The organism is Chromobacterium sp. W521 (genome assembly GCF_052805975.1).
On sequence record NZ_JBRBAF010000022.1, the window covers coordinates 1 to 15529 of the forward strand.

Sequence of the window (15529 nt, forward strand, 5' to 3'; positions counted from 1 at the left end):
TCCCGACTATCCATGAAAAACGGACCGGCGAAACGCCGGCCCGTCACACCCTAGATACTCCTATTTATATAGAAGCGCCTCCGAAAGATCAGTCCTCGCTACGGCGCTTACTGCTGCTCCGACGCACTGACGGCTTGCGTTGGCGCGGCGCAGGCGAAGCCCCCTCAACCGAAGGCTTGCGCTCAATAGCACCAGACTTATCCGCAGCAGCCTCAACCGCCGGCATCGACTCCGCAGACACCGACTTGGATGCCACGGACCGTTTAACAACGGGTTTGGCTGTCGCGGGCGTTGCCCCTGCGACTTTCGGAGCAGTCAGGTTCGACACGGGCTTATTTTCAACAGGCTTGGCCGCGGAGCTCGTTGCTGGCTTGCTCGCTACTGGCTTGCTCGCTACTGGCTTGCTTGCTACTGGCTTGCTTGCTACTGGCTTGCTTGCTACTGGCTTGCTTGCTACTGGCTTGCTTGCTACTGGCTTGCTTGCTACTGGCTTGCTTGCTACTGGCTTGCTTGCTACTGGCTTGCTTGCTACGGGCTGATTCACCACTGGCTTCGGCGCCGGCGATTGGACAGTCCCCCGGCTTCGTCCCTTGGGCGCAGCCGGCAATGCAGAGGGCTTCGCTTCCACGGACTTGGACTCGGAGCCCCTACGCGGACCAGCTGGGCGCGCCCCAACACTACGTGCGGGAACCGGCCTAGGAACCTGCAGGTCCCCCTCCTTGACCAGAGCGAAGTCGACTTGGGCACTTTCCAGGTTAGCGCTCATCACCTTCACAGTCAGAGTATCGCCCAAGCGGTATTGCATGCCGCTTTTCTCCCCGACGATCGCCTGGACGTCCTTCTTGAAGTGGAAGTAGTCCTTGCCCAACTCCGAGATATGCACCAAACCCTCGACATACACATCATCCAACAACACGAATACGCCAAAGCTGGTCACCGCACAGATCTTGCCCTTGAAGATCTCACCCACCTTGTCTCGCATATAGTAGGTTTTCAGCCAGGACTCCACATCACGGCTGGCATCGTCCGCCCGGCGTTCGGTCATTGAACAATGCACGCCCAGTTGCGCCCACTTGCCAGGCTTGTATTTACCGCCTTTAAGCACAGCCTTGATCGAGCGATGCACCAACAGGTCCGGGTAGCGGCGAATCGGAGAAGTGAAATGAGCGTAGGCCTCGTAAGCCAGACCAAAGTGCCCGTTATTGTCCGGGGTATAAACCGCTTGCTGCATGGAGCGCAGCAACATGGTCTGCAGTACCGGCGCGTCGGGCCGTCCATGAATCTGCTCAGCCAATTTGGCATAGTCTTTAGCGGTGGGTTTTTCACCGCCGCCCAAGCTCAAGCCGACCAGGCGCAGATAGTTGCGCAGACTCTCCAGCTTCTCTTCAGTCGGCCCTTCATGCACCCGATACAAGGCTTTGTGCCCGTTCTTCTCCAGGAAATCAGCGGCACAAACGTTGGCCGCCAGCATGCACTCTTCAATCAGGCGGTGCGCGTCGTTGCGCACAACGGGCACGATGCGTTCGATCTTGCCCGCGTCATTGAAGATCATCTGGGTTTCCACCGAGTCGAACTCGATCGCCCCGCGCTGACTGCGCGCCGCAAGCAACACCTTGAACAACGAGTACAAGGTCTGGATCTGCGGCAACACCGGGCTGTCGCTTCCCTTCTGAATCCACTCCCAAACCTGGTTGTAGGTCAACCTCGCCTTGGACAGCATCACCGCCGGATAGAACTGATAGCGTTTGACCACGCCCTTGGCGTTGATCTGCATATCGCAGACCATACACATCCGCTCCACATCCGGATTCAGCGAGCAGATCCCGTTGGACAGGGCTTCCGGCAGCATCGGAATGACGCGGCGCGGAAAATAGACCGAAGTGCCGCGGTTAAGCGCTTCCTGATCCAAAGCGTCGCCGGGCTCTACGTAAAAGCTGACGTCGGCAATCGCCACGATCAAACGGAAGCCCTTGCCCTGCTTCTCGGCATATACGGCATCATCAAAGTCGCGCGCGGTTTCGCCGTCTATCGTCACCAAGGGCAGATCACGCAGGTCGACTCGATCCTTGGTCCAATCTTTCTTGCGCACCTTTTTCGGTGTCGCCTTTGCTTGCGCCAGCGCTGCCTCAGGGAATTGATGAGGCAGATCGTGCTTGCGCAGCGCAATTTCGATTTCCATGCCTGGGTCGGCGTAGTTGCCCAGCACTTCCACTACTTGGCCAACAGGCTGACGGTAGGCATCCGGGTATTGAAGGATTTCCACCATGACAACCTGGCCATCCTTGGCGCCCGCCTCTCCGCCCGGCTCAATCAGAATGTCGTGGTTGATGCGGCGGTCTTCCGCCGCCACCACCCACACGCCCCGGACGCGGTTGATGCGGCCGACCAGCCGCGTCACCACATGATCCAACACCTCGACGATCTTGCCTTCCTGCCGGCCTCGGCGATCAAGGCCCGACGGGCGGACCATCACCCGATCGCCATGCATCGCTTTTTTCATTTCCCGCTCGGGCAGGAAAATATCTCCGCCCTGGCCTTCGCTTTCATCCGGGATGGCAAAACCGTAGCCATCGCGGTGACCGGACACTTTGCACTTGATCAAGTCCAGCTTTTGAGCGACGCAGACTGCGCCTTTGCGATTGATGATGACTTCGCCGTCTCGCTCCATTGCCCGCAAGCGGCGTTCGAAATAAATAGATTCGGCTCGCGTAATCGACAACATGCGCGCCAATTCATCAGGAAATAGCGGCACCCCCTGCTCGGCCAAAATTTTTAAAACGAACTCTCGGCTCGGCAAGGGATTGGAATATTTAAGTTTTTCCCGTTCCAGGAAGGGGTCCTGTTCGCGGAGGGACAGGGTCTTTTGTTTTTTTTGTGTTCTAGCCATTGACACCCTCAAGAATATGTCTATAATTCGCATCTCGTTGCAGAGATGCAGCGAAATAATACAGCAAAGCGAAGCCCAGGTGGCGGAATTGGTAGACGCACTAGGTTCAGGTCCTAGCGCCCGCAAGGGTGTGGAAGTTCGAGTCTTCTCTTGGGCACCACTGATTTACTCTATTGTAATCGTGATGTTCGCTCTGTATAGTAACAATTTGGTTGGCCCAGGTGGCGGAATTGGTAGACGCACTAGGTTCAGGTCCTAGCGCCCGCAAGGGTGTGGAAGTTCGAGTCTTCTCTTGGGCACCAACAGTTTAAATGACTCCGATGATGTTTATATCGTAGTCCAGCAGTAAAACAATTTAAGTTTTATGCCCAGGTGGCGGAATTGGTAGACGCACTAGGTTCAGGTCCTAGCGCCCGCAAGGGTGTGGAAGTTCGAGTCTTCTCCTGGGCACCAATAAAGCCCCGTTGATCTATGATCAACGGGGCTTTTGCATTTCTCTTCTCAGCGCGAGGCCAACTCTTCCCCGGCTCGCGGATCCAGCGTGGCAAACATCAGGCTGGACAACATGGTCAAGGCGCCCATAATGGCGAAAGCCCAGGCAAAATCGACCACGGTCAAGACTGCATGCCCCTGCATTCCGCTCACTCCCTGCACGACAAAAGCCCCTGCCGTCACCCCGCAACCCGCAGCCAACTGCTGCGCCACCCCTGAAAGACTGGTGGCATGGCTCATGCGTCCCGACTCAACCTCGGCAAAAGAAATCGCGTTCAGGCTGGTGAACTGCAAAGAGCGGAGACAACCTCCCAATACGAAGACCAGCAACATCCAAACATAACTCGGCGCCTCGTAGAACATGGCGTACGCCGCGATGGAAAGGCCCGCCAGCATGCTATTAACCATCAATACCCTGCGGAAGCCGTAACGCCGCAGTATGCGCATCACCAGCGTCTTCATGAAAATGGCGCCCACCGCGGTAGAACAGGTCAACAAACCGGAGACAAAAGGATTGAGACCCAGGCCCAGTTGTAACATCAGCGGTAACAAGAAGGGCGTGGCGCCAATGCCGACTCGGAACACGAAGCCGCCCACCACGCCGGCATGAAAAGTGGGCAAGCGCAACAAGGACAAGTCCAGCAAGGGATGAGCCGCGCGACGATAATGCAGCAGATAAAGCCACAGCAAGCCGGCGCCAATCACCGCTAGCAGCGCCGACCATTGCACCGAGATCAAATGCTTGCCTTCGGAAGCCAGACCCAGCATCAACAAGGACAAACCAACTCCGCTCAAGGCAAAGCCCAACCAGTCCAGCGGCGGCACTTGCTCGTCCTTCAAGTCTTCGATGTGACGCTTGGCAAGCACCCAGCCCAGCACGCCAATAGGAATATTGATCAAGAATATCCAGCGCCAATGCAGATAGGTGCTGATGAAACCGCCCAAGGGCGGCCCAATGACCGGCCCCAGCAAAGCGGGAACCGTCAAATAACTGAGCGCCCGCACCAAATCCGCTTTCGCCGTGGTGCGCAAAATCACCAAACGCCCCACCGGCACCATCATTGCGCCGCCGATACCTTGCACAAAGCGCGCCAGCACAAAGCCGCCCAATGTATTGCCAAGCGCGCACAACACCGAACCCAATACAAAAACGGCGATGGCAGCGCGGAAAATACGCCGCGAGCCAAAACGGTCCGCCATCCAGCCGCTAATGGGGATAAACACGGCCAAGCTGACCAGATAAGACGTCAGCGCCAACTTCAAACCAATCGGCTCCACCAACAGGTCGCGCGCGATAGCCGGCAAAGAGGTGGAGATCACTGTGGCGTCCATGTTCTCCATGAACAAGGCGGTGGCCACGATCAACGGGGTCACCATGCCGGCGGCGAGCTTAAGCTGCATGACGATAAAATTTCAGGAAAGGAAACGCCAGTGTAGCACCGGCTGCCGCTGGGACAAGGAGACAGGGCGGCGCAAATGATGTCGAAACGTAAAGCGAAAGCCGGGGCCGCTCTCAAGCGACCGGGAGGCAAAACAGGCGTCGCCCTTCCCGCGCGCTCCGCTCTCCTTGTTCCAACAAGGCTATCACCCTCCACGCTTCCCTCGCCGTCACCGGATTAGGCCCCAAGCCTTGCGCGGCGCGAGCCACCTCACAGTAGAAATCGCGATAATCCCCCAAAGGCGATGGCCGGGGCTCCCGTATTTCTCCGTCGTCCCGCAGATGGAACAAGATGCCCGGCTCAAGGTCCACGCCCCAGCCCGCTTCGCCAGGGCGGCCGCCACGCTTCAAATAGTCTTCCTGGCTATCCAGGCCGAACTTGACGTAACTGGCGAGCGCGCCGTGCAAACTAAAGCGCGGAACGCCGCCGCTGACCAAGCAGGAACCGTGCAGCACCGCCTGATACTCCGCATAGCCCAGCTGTACGTGAAAGTAGTCCGTCGCCTGCGCCCCTGCCCTTTGTTTGAACAAGCTTGCATAAATCGTCTGCGGCCAGCCCAGCAACTGCAAGGCCTGATCGAGCAAGTGCGGTCCCAGGTCGTACCACAGCCCTGCTCCCGGTTGGTCCTGCTCACGCCAACGCGCGCGGACCTGCGGCCGATAACGGTTGAAATGGGACTCGAAATGGCTGAGCGCCCCCAGCTCACCGCCAGCCAACAAGGCCTTGAGCGCCAGAAAATCAGCATCCCAACGTCGATTGTGAAACACCGATAACAGCGGGCTGCCCGGCCGCTCAGCCATCAAGCACAACTCCCGCGCCTCCGCCTGCGTCACTGTGAACGGCTTGTCCACCACCACGTGCTTACCTGCCATCAAACCCGAGCGCGCCTGCGGATAATGCAATCGGTTGGGGCTGGCGATAACAAGCATATCGATGGCGGGGTCAAGCAAGGCCTGCTCTAAACCGGCCAGCACCGGCACCTGCGGCCAATCCGCCCTCACCTCGTCCGGCCGGCTGCTGACCACGGCGGCCAGCTTCAGCTCGGGCGTGGCGGAGATCAAGGGCGCGTGAAAAGTCTTGCCTGCATAACCGTAGCCCACCAAGGCGACATTCAATGGCTGCATGTGTTTTGCTTTCGGAAACCAGAATCCAAACAGTCTACGCCCGCCGCGAGCATGAAAAAACCCGCCTGGCAGGCGGGTTTCCGGCGATGAGCCAAATCGGACTTACAGACCGAAGGGATGACGCATCACGATGGTTTCTTCACGGTCAGGACCAGTGGAGATGATGTCCACCGGCGCGCCGCACACTTCGGCGATACGGGTCAGGTAAGCCTGGGCGTTGGCCGGCAGATCTTCCCAGCGCTTGGCGCCGAAGGTGCTTTCGCTCCAGCCGGGCATGGTTTCATATACCGGCACGCACTTGCTGACCGCGTCGGAGCCAAACGGCAGGATATCCACCTTTTCACCGTCCAGGGTGTAACCCACGCACAGTTTGATCTCTTCCAGACCATCCATCACATCCAGCTTAGTCACGCACAAGCCGGACACACCGTTGATCTGGATAGAACGCTTGAGCGCGGCGGCGTCGAACCAGCCACAGCGGCGCGGGCGGCCGGTGACCGAACCGAATTCATTGCCGCGCTTGGCCAGGAACATGCCGATATCGTTCTCTTGCTCGGTCGGGAACGGACCAGAACCCACGCGGGTGGTGTAGCCCTTCACGATGCCCAGCACATAGTTGAGCATTTGCGGTGCCACGCCGGCGCCCGGCGCTGCGGCGCCGGCCACGCAGTTGGACGAGGTCACGTACGGATAGGTGCCGTGGTCGATGTCCAGCAGGGTGCCTTGCGCGCCTTCGAACAGCAGCGGGATATCCGCCTGGTTCATGTCGTACAGGGTGCGGGATACATCGGCCACCATCGGCTTGATGCGCTCGGCCAGTTTCAAGGTGTCGGCCAGGATGGCGTCGAAGCTCACCGGCTCAGCCTGGAACAGCTTGGTCAGCATGAAGTTGTAGTATTCGACGTTTTCCTTCAACTTCTCGGCAAAGCGGGCGGTGTCGAACAGGTCGATCACCTTCAAGGCGCGGCGCGCCACCTTGTCTTCATAGCAGGGGCCGATGCCGCGGCCGGTGGTGCCGATCTTGCCGGCGCCCTTGGCGGCTTCGCGAGCCTGATCCAAAGCGACGTGGTACGGCAGGATCAGCGGGCAGCCTTCGGAAATTTTCAGGCGAGCGGCGACGTTAACGCCGGCGGTTTCCAGCTCGTCGATCTCCTTGAGCAAGGCTTCCGGGGACAACACCACGCCATTGCCGATAAAGCACTCGACATCATCACGCAGAATGCCGGACGGAATCAGGCGCAGCACAGTTTTCTTGCCGCCCACCACCAGAGTGTGGCCCGCGTTGTGGCCGCCTTGGAAGCGAACCACGGCACGCGCGTGGTCGGTCAGCCAGTCAACGATCTTGCCCTTGCCTTCATCACCCCACTGGGTACCGATCACGACAACGTTCTTGGACATTGGAAAAAACCTCTTCTTCAGTCAGATTCAAAAATCAGTTAAATGAAACCACATGCCAATCCGAGCCGTCCGGGGTCAGCTCGCGATCACAATTCAAAGCCTGGGCGGACTCGCCCAGATAATCAATCACCACCATCTCGCCCGCCTCGCGCAGGCGAGCCACTTCGGCCCGCGCCTGGGGCCAGTGCTTGCCGGCCAGGCGAATCCCCCTGACCGAGCCTTGCTCGGGCAGGATGCGGATCAAGTCGCGCAAATCCAGACTGAAGCCAGTCGCGGGTCGGGCGCGGCCAAAACGGCGGCCGACATTATCGTAGCGCCCGCCGCGCGCCAGCTCCTCGGCCCAGCCCTCAGCATAGGCTGCGAACAGCAGACCGTTGTGATACTGAGTGCCGCGCAATTCGGTCAGGTCGAAACTCAGGGCCACCCGGCCCTCCAGCGCCTTGGCTACCGCGGACAGCTGCATCAAGCCAAGTTCCACCTCGGGCAAGGACGGTAAACGGGAGCGCGCCCGGTCCAGCTCTTCGATCGGACCATACAGCTCAGGCAAGGCCAGAAAAGCGCTGCGGTACGGTTCGGCGACATCGCAGACCAACTCGCGAATGCTGGCCAAGTCCTTGCTCTGCAGCTTGGCGAACAGCGCCCGGCTGGTCTCCCCCGACAAACCGGCGGCGGCGGCAATGCCGCGATAAATCGCCATATGCCCGATGTCCAGCCGCAGGCCGGACACGCCGGCGCGCTCCAAGGTGCCCAGCATCAATTCGATGATTTCCAGGTCAGCCTCGATGCCGGCGTAGCCGTACAACTCCGCCCCCACTTGCAGCGGCTCGCGGGAGCTGGCCAGGCCGTCCGGCCGGGTATGCACCACGCTGCCGGCGTAGCACAGCCGAGTCACTCCGGTGCGCTCGCCAAGCAGATGCGCATCAATGCGGGACACTTGGGGCGTGATGTCGGCGCGCAAGCCCATTTGCCGGCCGGACAACTGATCGTCCAGCTTGAAGGTTTTGAGCTCGAGCGAAGCGTCTTCCTCGCTGACCAGTGAATCGATGTACTCGATCAGCGGCGGCAGCACCAACTCGTAGCCCGCCACGCGAAAGCCTTCCAGCATCGCCGCCTTGGCGGACTCCACCTGGCGCGCGGTGGCGGGCAGAATATCCGCGATGTATTCCGGTAACAGCCAATTACGCATGATTCTTTTCAACAGAATAAAAGGCGGGAAGCCCCCGCCTTGTTATCAGCAAACTGGCCAGGTCGCCCCGGCCAGTGTTCCATACTCCGATTGTTTTGCGCGGCGTCTTTCGCCAGCCTTGACCGTTTACTTGGCCTTGGCCGCTCCAGACTGCGGGTTCTTGAAATACTTGAAGAACTCGCTGCTCGGCTCCAGCACCAAGACGTCGCTCTTGTTCTTGAACGACTCCTTGTAGGCGTCCATGCTGCGCCAGAAGGCGTAGAAGTCCGGGTTCCTGCCGTAAGCCTCGGCGTAGATCGCCGCCGCCTTGGCATCGCCCTTGCCCTTCAAGTCCTGAGCCTGGCGATACGCTTCGGCCAGAACCACTTCGCGCTGCTTATCCGCTTCAGCCCGGATACGCTCTGCGTCCGCGGCGCCCTCGCTGCGCAACTGGCTGGCTACGGTGCGGCGCTCGGACTGCATGCGATCGAAAACCGAACTGCTTATTTTATCCGGAAAATCGACTCGTTTTAAGCGCACGTCGAGAATTTGTACGCCTATTTTACGCGCATCCGCGTCAGCGCGCTTGCGAACCGTATCCATCACCTGGTCGCGCTTGCCGGAAATGACGTCGGCAACCATTTTTTGGCCGAATTCCGCGCGCAGCCCGTCATTGATGGTCTGTTTCAAACGCGCCACAGCGGCCGCCTCGGAGCCCACGCTCTTATAGAACTGCTCAACGTCCACCACGCGCCATTTGACGAAACTGTCCACCAACACGTTCTTTTTCTCGCGGGTATTGAACAATTCCGGCGCCTCGGCGTCGATGGTCTGCACGCGGCGATCGAAATAACGCACGTTCTGCAACAGCGGCACCTTGAACTGGATGCCCGGCTCCTTGATGATGCGCACCACTTCGCCAAACTGGAAAACCAACGCGTACTGGCGCTGATCCACGGTGAACAGCGACAGGCTGGCAACAAATAGCACACCGGCTATGGCAACTACAGTCGGAATCAGTCTATCCATTGCTTATCGCTCCGCCCCAAAAAAATCACGACCGCGGGTCACGTCCCGCCCCCCTTTGCCACTGCCGGCCTGAGCGGCCGGCGGCGTAGGCTCCGGCGGCTGTGGCGCCGTGCCGGCGGCGGGGGCCGCGGCGCCGGAGGCTCCCGGACTGCTTTGCTGAATCAGTTTGTCCAAGGGCAAGTACAACAGATTATTGCCGCCCTTCTGATCCACCACCACCTTGGTGGTGCTGCTCATGATCTGCTGCATCATGTCCAGATACAGGCGATCGCGCATGACTTTGGGCGCCTTGTTGTATTCAGACAACACTTGCTTGAAGCGCGATGCGTCGCCTTCCGCGCGGGAGACGACTTTCTGCTCGTAGGCCTCGGCCTCCTGCTGCAGACGCGCGGCCAGGCCCTGGGCCTTGGGCAGCACCTCGTTGGCGTAAGCCAAGCCTTCGTTGCGCAGCTTGTCCTTGTCCTGACCCGCCTTCACCGCGTCGTCGAAGGCCGCCAACACTTGCTCGGGAGGCTGCACCGCATTGATGTTGACTTTGGCGATGCGCACGCCCAGAGAGTAGCGATCCAGCACCTCCTGGATCAACTTCTGAGTTTCCACCGCGATCTGGGTTCGCCCTTCGTTCAGCACGAAATCGACCTTGTTGCGTCCCACCACTTCACGGATCGCGGTTTCGGTCGCTTGCTTGACGATGTCCTTCGCGTCGCGCTCGCGCGAGGCGTTGTTGAACAGGAAGGCGCGCGCGTCCTTGATGTCGTATTGCACCGACAGTTGGACATCGATGATGTTCTGGTCCGAGGTCAGCATCAGCGACTCTTCCGCAACCCGCGTTTGGGCGGTATTGCGGTAGCCGACTTCCACACTGCGCACTTCGGTCAGGTTAACGATCTCCACCTTTTCAATCGGGAACGGCGCGTGCCATTGCAGCCCCGGCTCTGTTACCCGGTTGAAGCTGCCCAGACGCAGCACCACGCCTTGCTCGCGCGCGTCCACCACGTAGAAACCGCTGGCCAGCCACAGCGCGGCCAATACACCGACCACGGCGACAGCGCCGCCTTTGAACGGCGGCTTGGCGCTGGACGCCGGGCCTCCGCCGGCGCCGCTGCCCTTGGCGCCCAGCAGCCTCGACAGCTTCTGATTTAGGTTGCGGAATACTTCATCGAGGTCCGGCGGCCCTTCATTGCCTCGGCGGCCTCGGTTAGGGTCATTCTGCGACATGCTCGTAATAGTCTTTATGGTTGTTTTGGGAAGGATGCACGCATTCGGCAACCGCCGCGCGCAAGAGTTCCAGGCCGGCGCCGGTCAGGGCCGAAACCCGCACAGAAACCGGACGGCCCGTCGCGTCGCGCTCAATCTCCGGCTCCATTTCGCGCAGATCGCACTTGTTCCAGACCAGCAATTGCGGAATGCCGTCCGCGCCGATCTCCGTCAACACTTTGTTGACTTCCTCGATCTGCACATCGCGCATATCGCTGGAACAATCCACCACATGCAACAAGAGGTCCGCACGCACGGTTTCTTCCAGGGTCGCGCGGAACGCGGCCACCAGAGTGTGGGGCAGATCGCGGATAAAGCCCACCGTATCGGAAATCACGATGGATGTCTCGTGGTTAAGAAACAGCTTGCGGCTGGTGGTGTCCAGCGTAGCGAACAGCTGGTCCGCGGCATAGATGCGCGCCTTGGTCAGCGCATTGAACAAAGTAGACTTGCCGGCGTTGGTGTAGCCGACGATGGACACCGAAGCAATGCCGGCTCGTCCACGTCCTTTGCGCTGAGTATTGCGTTGTTTTTGCACTTGTGCCAGACGCTCTTTCAGCGCCTTGACGCGGATGCCCAGCAGCCGACGGTCGGTTTCAAGCTGGGTTTCGCCGGGGCCGCGCAGGCCGATGCCGCCCTTTTGCCGCTCCAAGTGGGTCCAGCCGCGCACCAGGCGGGTAGACATATGGGACAGCTGGGCCAATTCGACTTGCAGCTTGCCCTCATGGCTGCGCGCGCGCTGCGCGAAAATATCCAGAATCAGACTGTTGCGGTCGATGACGCGACACTGCAGCGCCCGCTCCAGATTGCGCTCCTGACCAGGCGCCAAGGCATGGTTGAATATCACTACATTGGCATCAGTGGCGCGCACCAGCAGGCCGATTTCCTCAACCTTGCCCTTGCCCGCGAACAACGCGGCGTCCGGGCGCTGCCGCTTGCCCTGCACCACGCCCATCACCTCGACGCCGGCGCTCTTGACCAGCTCGGCGCACTCGGCGATGTTTTCCTGGTAATCGGCATCTCCAAAATCCAGGCAGACCAGAACCGCCTGGTCGCCTAAGTCGGGACGATCAAACACTATTCGGAAACCATAGTTGGGGCGCAAAAGATAAAAGGCCGACAAGCCGCGCCTGATTGGCGCGGCCGATCGGCCCGGTTACAAGCACAGCAACGCTTTAGGCGTCTTGCTGCTCCTGCTTTTGCACCGGGTGTTCATGGGGAAGATTGACCGGACGGGCGGGCACGACGGTGGAAATGGCGTGTTTGTACACCATCTGGGTCACCGTGTTTTTCAACAGCACCACGTACTGGTCAAAGGATTCTACCTGACCCTGAAGTTTAATGCCGTTCACCAGGTAGATGGACACCGGCACATGTTCCTTACGCAGGATGTTCAGGAACGGGTCTTGTAACATTTGCCCTTTAGAGCTCATTCGTTATTCTCCGAATCGTTGATTGTTGTATTAACTGAACCTTACAGCCCGGTTGTCTGCTTATTATTAGCAGAAAACATCCCGGCGTACTATTTTTTACTGCTGCTGCCCTTGCCGTTCTTGCCGTAACGCACTTCTTTTTCGCGTCCGCGCATTTTGGACATCGGCTTGGGCTTGGCTCGGGACTTCTCCTTGCCGTCGTCGGTGTCGAACGGATTTTCCGAAGACTTGTACTGCACGCGCAACGGCGTGCCCTGCAGCTTGAACACTTTCCGGAAAGTATGTTCCAGATAGCGGGTATAACTGTTCGGCACCGCATCCAGCGCATTGCCGTGCACAACAATAATGGGCGGATTCTGCCCCCCCTGGTGCGCATAGCGCATCTTCGGGCGAATCAGGCCTGAGCGCGGAGGCTGCTGACGTTCCAGCGCCACTTGCAGCACTCGGGTCAGCTTGGGCGTGGCCAGTTTGGCCATGGCCGCCTTGTAGGCCTCGTCGATGGACTTGAACAAGTCTGCCACGCCGCGGCCTTCAATGGCGGAGATGTAATGGAACTTTGCAAAATCCAGGAAGTTCAGTTTGCGCGCGATCTCGCGGCGCACTGTTTCCTTTTGCTCCCCGTCCAGGTTGTCCCATTTGTTCACCGCCACCACCAGTGCCCGGCCCGCTTCCAACGCAAAACCGGCGATGGTGGCATCCTGCTCGGAGATATCCAGTTGGGCATCCAGCACCAGCACCGCCACGTTGGCGTCTTCGATCGCCTTCATGGTCTTGATCACCGAGAACTTCTCCAACATCTCGCTGACCTTGGCCCGACGACGCACTCCGGCGGTGTCAATGATGGTGTAGGTATGGCCATCTCGCTCAAAATCAATATATATGCTGTCGCGAGTGGTGCCCGCCTGGTCAAAGGCGATGACGCGCTCTTCGCCCAAGATGGCGTTGACCAGGGTGGACTTGCCGACATTGGGCCGGCCGATCACCGCGAATTTGGGATGGCGCGAGGCTTCTTCTTCCACTTCTTCGGGGAAGTCCGCCAGCACCAATTCCATCAATTCGCGCACGCCGTCGCCATGAGCGGCGGAGATCACCAGCGGCTCGCCCAGCGCGAGCTCGTGGAATTCCGCGCCGGCGATGGCGTGGCGCATCCCTTCCGCCTTGTTGACGGCGAGGAAAACCGGGCGCTGCAACTGGCGCAAACGGTTGGCGATGATTTTATCTTGCGGCGTCAGGCCGTTTCGACCATCCACCAGGAACACCACGGCATCGGCTTCGTCCACGGCCTGCAGCGTCTGCTTGGCCATCTCAAACAAGATGCCTTCGTCCACCACCGGCTCGAAGCCGCCGGTATCGACCACCAGATACGGCTTCTCGCCCACGCGGCCATGGCCATAGTGGCGATCGCGCGTCAGGCCGGGCTGGTCGGCGACCAGGGCGTCGCGGCTGCGGGTCAGCCGGTTGAATAAGGTCGACTTGCCCACATTGGGGCGGCCGACCAGAGCTACGGTAGGTTTCATGAATACTGCTTTATTATCCCAAAGTCAGCATCGCCAGACGCCCGTCCTTGCCTTGCATCAAGGCGGACGAACCCAGCGACACCGGTTGATTGGCCAGGGCGGACCCGACCTTGACTCGGCCTACGATGCTGCCGCTCTCATTGGATAGCAGATGGGCGTAACCTTCGCCATCGCCAACCAACACGAAGCGGCCCAACAGCGCGGGGCCGGTGACGTCCCGATATTTCAGGTCGTCGGTTTTCCAAATATTGCGGCCGGTGCCGCGGTCAAACGCCCAGACAGAGCCGTCTTCCGCGGTCACGTAGACATTGCGTCCATCCACGGCCAGGCCGCGGCTGGAGGAAATTTCACGCGCCCACAGCAAATTGCCGGAACGCGCCTCGAAGCAGGCCACTCGTCCCTGATAGGCCACCGCGCACACCTGGCCGGCGTCGAACACCGGCCGCGAAGTCACGTCGGTCATCCGTTCCAGTTCGGTGGCGCCGCGCGGATTGGCCACCGCGCCCTGCCACAAGGCGTTGCCGGTCTGCGGATTGATGATGTCCAGGCGGCCGCCGGCTTGCCCCACCATCACCGCTTCCTTGCCCACCGCCTGCATCGAGCCGTTGTTGCGCACGGTCAGCTGCGGCAGCACATTGCCGCTGGACCACAGCTGCTTGCCGCCGTCGCTCAGGGAGAACCCGGTCAGGCGTGCGTCGTTGGTGCGCACCAGCACTATGTCTCCGGCCACCTGCGGAGCCTCCAGCATCAAGCTGGTCAGCGGCTGTTGCCACAGCACTTTGCCGCTGGCGCGCTCCACCGCCAACAACTTGGCGTCCTGAGTGCCCACCAGCACCATATCGCCAGCCACGGCGACACCTGCGCTCAGCTTGCGCTTCAGGTCCACGTCCGCGCTAACGCGGCCGCTAAGGGCGTCGATGCTGCGCACGCGGCCATCGGCGTCGGCGCTCACCACCAGGCCGTTGGCGTATACCGGCAGGAAGCCGGCAGCCGGCGCGGCCTGAGTCGCTGTCCATTTAACGTCCAAACCCTGCAAGGGTTTGATCGCGGCAAGCGGAGTGGGCTTGAACTGGGTATTGCCTTCAAACCAGCTGGCGCAACCGGCCAGCAGCGAGGAGGACAGCACAGCGGTCAGCAACAATTGGCGGCGCATGCGATCAGCCTCCCAGCGCATCAAGTTTGGTCTGGATGAACTGGCGGTTGGGCGAATCGCCCACCAACTTGGCCAGCGCCGATTTGTAGGCGTCGCGCGCGGCTGCGGCGTCGCCCTTGGCGACCAGCACATCGCCCTTCAAATCCAGGAACAACGCGTCGAAACCGGCGGGGTGTTCCTTGTTCAGTTCGGCGATCGCGGCGTCGTAAGTTTTCAGATCCAGCAGCAAGGAAGCCAGGCGCAGGCGGGCGATGGCGCTTACCGATTCGTCCTTGCTATTGGCCAGCACCCACTCCAACTGACTCTTGGCCAACGCAAGGTCGCTCTTGTCGAAAGCGGCCTTGGCCAGAATCAGCGAGCCCCGCGTGGCATAGGCCGAGGAGCCGAAGTCGTTCTGCAACAGGGTTACCGCCGACTTCAACTTGGCGATGTCCTTGGCGGCTACCGCCGCGTCGATGTTCTCGTACGCGGCCGCCGCTTTTTGCGCCTGCTGCTCCTGATGATAGCGGTAGCCTTTGAAACCCAGATAGGCAATGGCGGACGCCGCCAGCACGCCGGCGATCAGCTTGCCCCACTGCTGCCAGAAGGCCTTGATCGAATCAATCTGTTCTTGTTCCTGCAAGTCGAACGCCATT

Annotated in this window: 12 protein-coding genes and 3 tRNA genes; 3 read left to right on the top strand and 12 right to left on the bottom strand. The window is 60.0% G+C overall.

Going from position 1 to position 15529, the window contains the following annotated elements; all coding sequences use genetic code 11:
* Window positions 1–88 precede the first annotated feature (88 nt).
* Window positions 89–2887, bottom strand: a complete 2799-nt coding sequence (rnr, locus tag ACUXV1_RS22315) for a ribonuclease R (protein ID WP_446016651.1) — start codon at window positions 2885–2887, stop codon at window positions 89–91.
* 73 nt (window positions 2888–2960) lie between these two features.
* Here rnr and ACUXV1_RS22320 point away from each other — a divergent pair.
* From ACUXV1_RS22320 to ACUXV1_RS22330, 3 genes are all read left to right on the top strand, one after another.
* Window positions 2961–3047: transfer RNA gene (locus tag ACUXV1_RS22320), tRNA-Leu, on the top strand.
* Window positions 3048–3102: 55 nt separating this feature from the next.
* Window positions 3103–3189, top strand: a tRNA-Leu gene (locus tag ACUXV1_RS22325).
* Window positions 3190–3253: 64 nt separating this feature from the next.
* Window positions 3254–3340: transfer RNA gene (locus ACUXV1_RS22330), tRNA-Leu, on the top strand.
* A gap of 48 nt (window positions 3341–3388) precedes the next feature.
* Here ACUXV1_RS22330 and ACUXV1_RS22335 read toward each other — a convergent pair.
* From ACUXV1_RS22335 to ACUXV1_RS22385, 11 genes are all read right to left on the bottom strand, one after another.
* Complete coding sequence (locus ACUXV1_RS22335; protein ID WP_446016652.1) at window positions 3389–4780, bottom strand: MFS transporter; 1392 nt, start codon at window positions 4778–4780, stop codon at window positions 3389–3391.
* A 112-nt stretch (window positions 4781–4892) separates the two neighbouring features.
* Complete coding sequence (locus ACUXV1_RS22340; protein ID WP_446016654.1) at window positions 4893–5942, bottom strand: oxidoreductase; 1050 nt, start codon at window positions 5940–5942, stop codon at window positions 4893–4895.
* A 102-nt stretch (window positions 5943–6044) separates the two neighbouring features.
* Window positions 6045–7340, bottom strand: a complete 1296-nt coding sequence (locus ACUXV1_RS22345) for an adenylosuccinate synthase (protein ID WP_019104360.1) — start codon at window positions 7338–7340, stop codon at window positions 6045–6047.
* A gap of 34 nt (window positions 7341–7374) precedes the next feature.
* Window positions 7375–8526, bottom strand: coding sequence for an ATP phosphoribosyltransferase regulatory subunit (locus ACUXV1_RS22350; protein ID WP_043594438.1), 1152 nt, complete (start codon window positions 8524–8526; stop codon window positions 7375–7377).
* A 126-nt stretch (window positions 8527–8652) separates the two neighbouring features.
* Window positions 8653–9534, bottom strand: coding sequence for a protease modulator HflC (hflC, locus tag ACUXV1_RS22355; RefSeq protein WP_039756762.1), 882 nt, complete (start codon window positions 9532–9534; stop codon window positions 8653–8655).
* A gap of 3 nt (window positions 9535–9537) precedes the next feature.
* A complete protein-coding gene (gene hflK, locus ACUXV1_RS22360; RefSeq protein WP_052370755.1) occupies window positions 9538–10752 on the bottom strand; it encodes an FtsH protease activity modulator HflK in 1215 nt (404 codons plus the stop codon).
* On the bottom strand, window positions 10739–11869 hold the full coding sequence (gene hflX, locus ACUXV1_RS22365) for a ribosome rescue GTPase HflX (protein ID WP_043640549.1): 1131 nt from the start codon (window positions 11867–11869) through the stop codon (window positions 10739–10741). Before hflX ends, hflK begins: the two co-directional genes overlap by 14 nt.
* Window positions 11870–11966: 97 nt before the next feature.
* The gene (hfq, locus tag ACUXV1_RS22370; RefSeq protein WP_039756760.1) at window positions 11967–12224 is read right to left on the bottom strand and encodes an RNA chaperone Hfq; all 258 of its coding nucleotides are present in this window, start codon (window positions 12222–12224) and stop codon (window positions 11967–11969) included.
* Window positions 12225–12313: 89 nt separating this feature from the next.
* Window positions 12314–13741, bottom strand: coding sequence for a ribosome biogenesis GTPase Der (der, locus tag ACUXV1_RS22375; protein ID WP_019104354.1), 1428 nt, complete (start codon window positions 13739–13741; stop codon window positions 12314–12316).
* A gap of 13 nt (window positions 13742–13754) precedes the next feature.
* Entirely contained in the window at window positions 13755–14894 is a 1140-nt protein-coding gene (gene bamB, locus ACUXV1_RS22380; RefSeq protein WP_446016655.1) for an outer membrane protein assembly factor BamB, read from the bottom strand.
* 4 nt (window positions 14895–14898) lie between these two features.
* A complete protein-coding gene (locus ACUXV1_RS22385) occupies window positions 14899–15528 on the bottom strand; it encodes a YfgM family protein (RefSeq protein ID WP_019104352.1) in 630 nt (209 codons plus the stop codon).
* Between the last annotated feature and the right edge of the window lies 1 nt (window position 15529).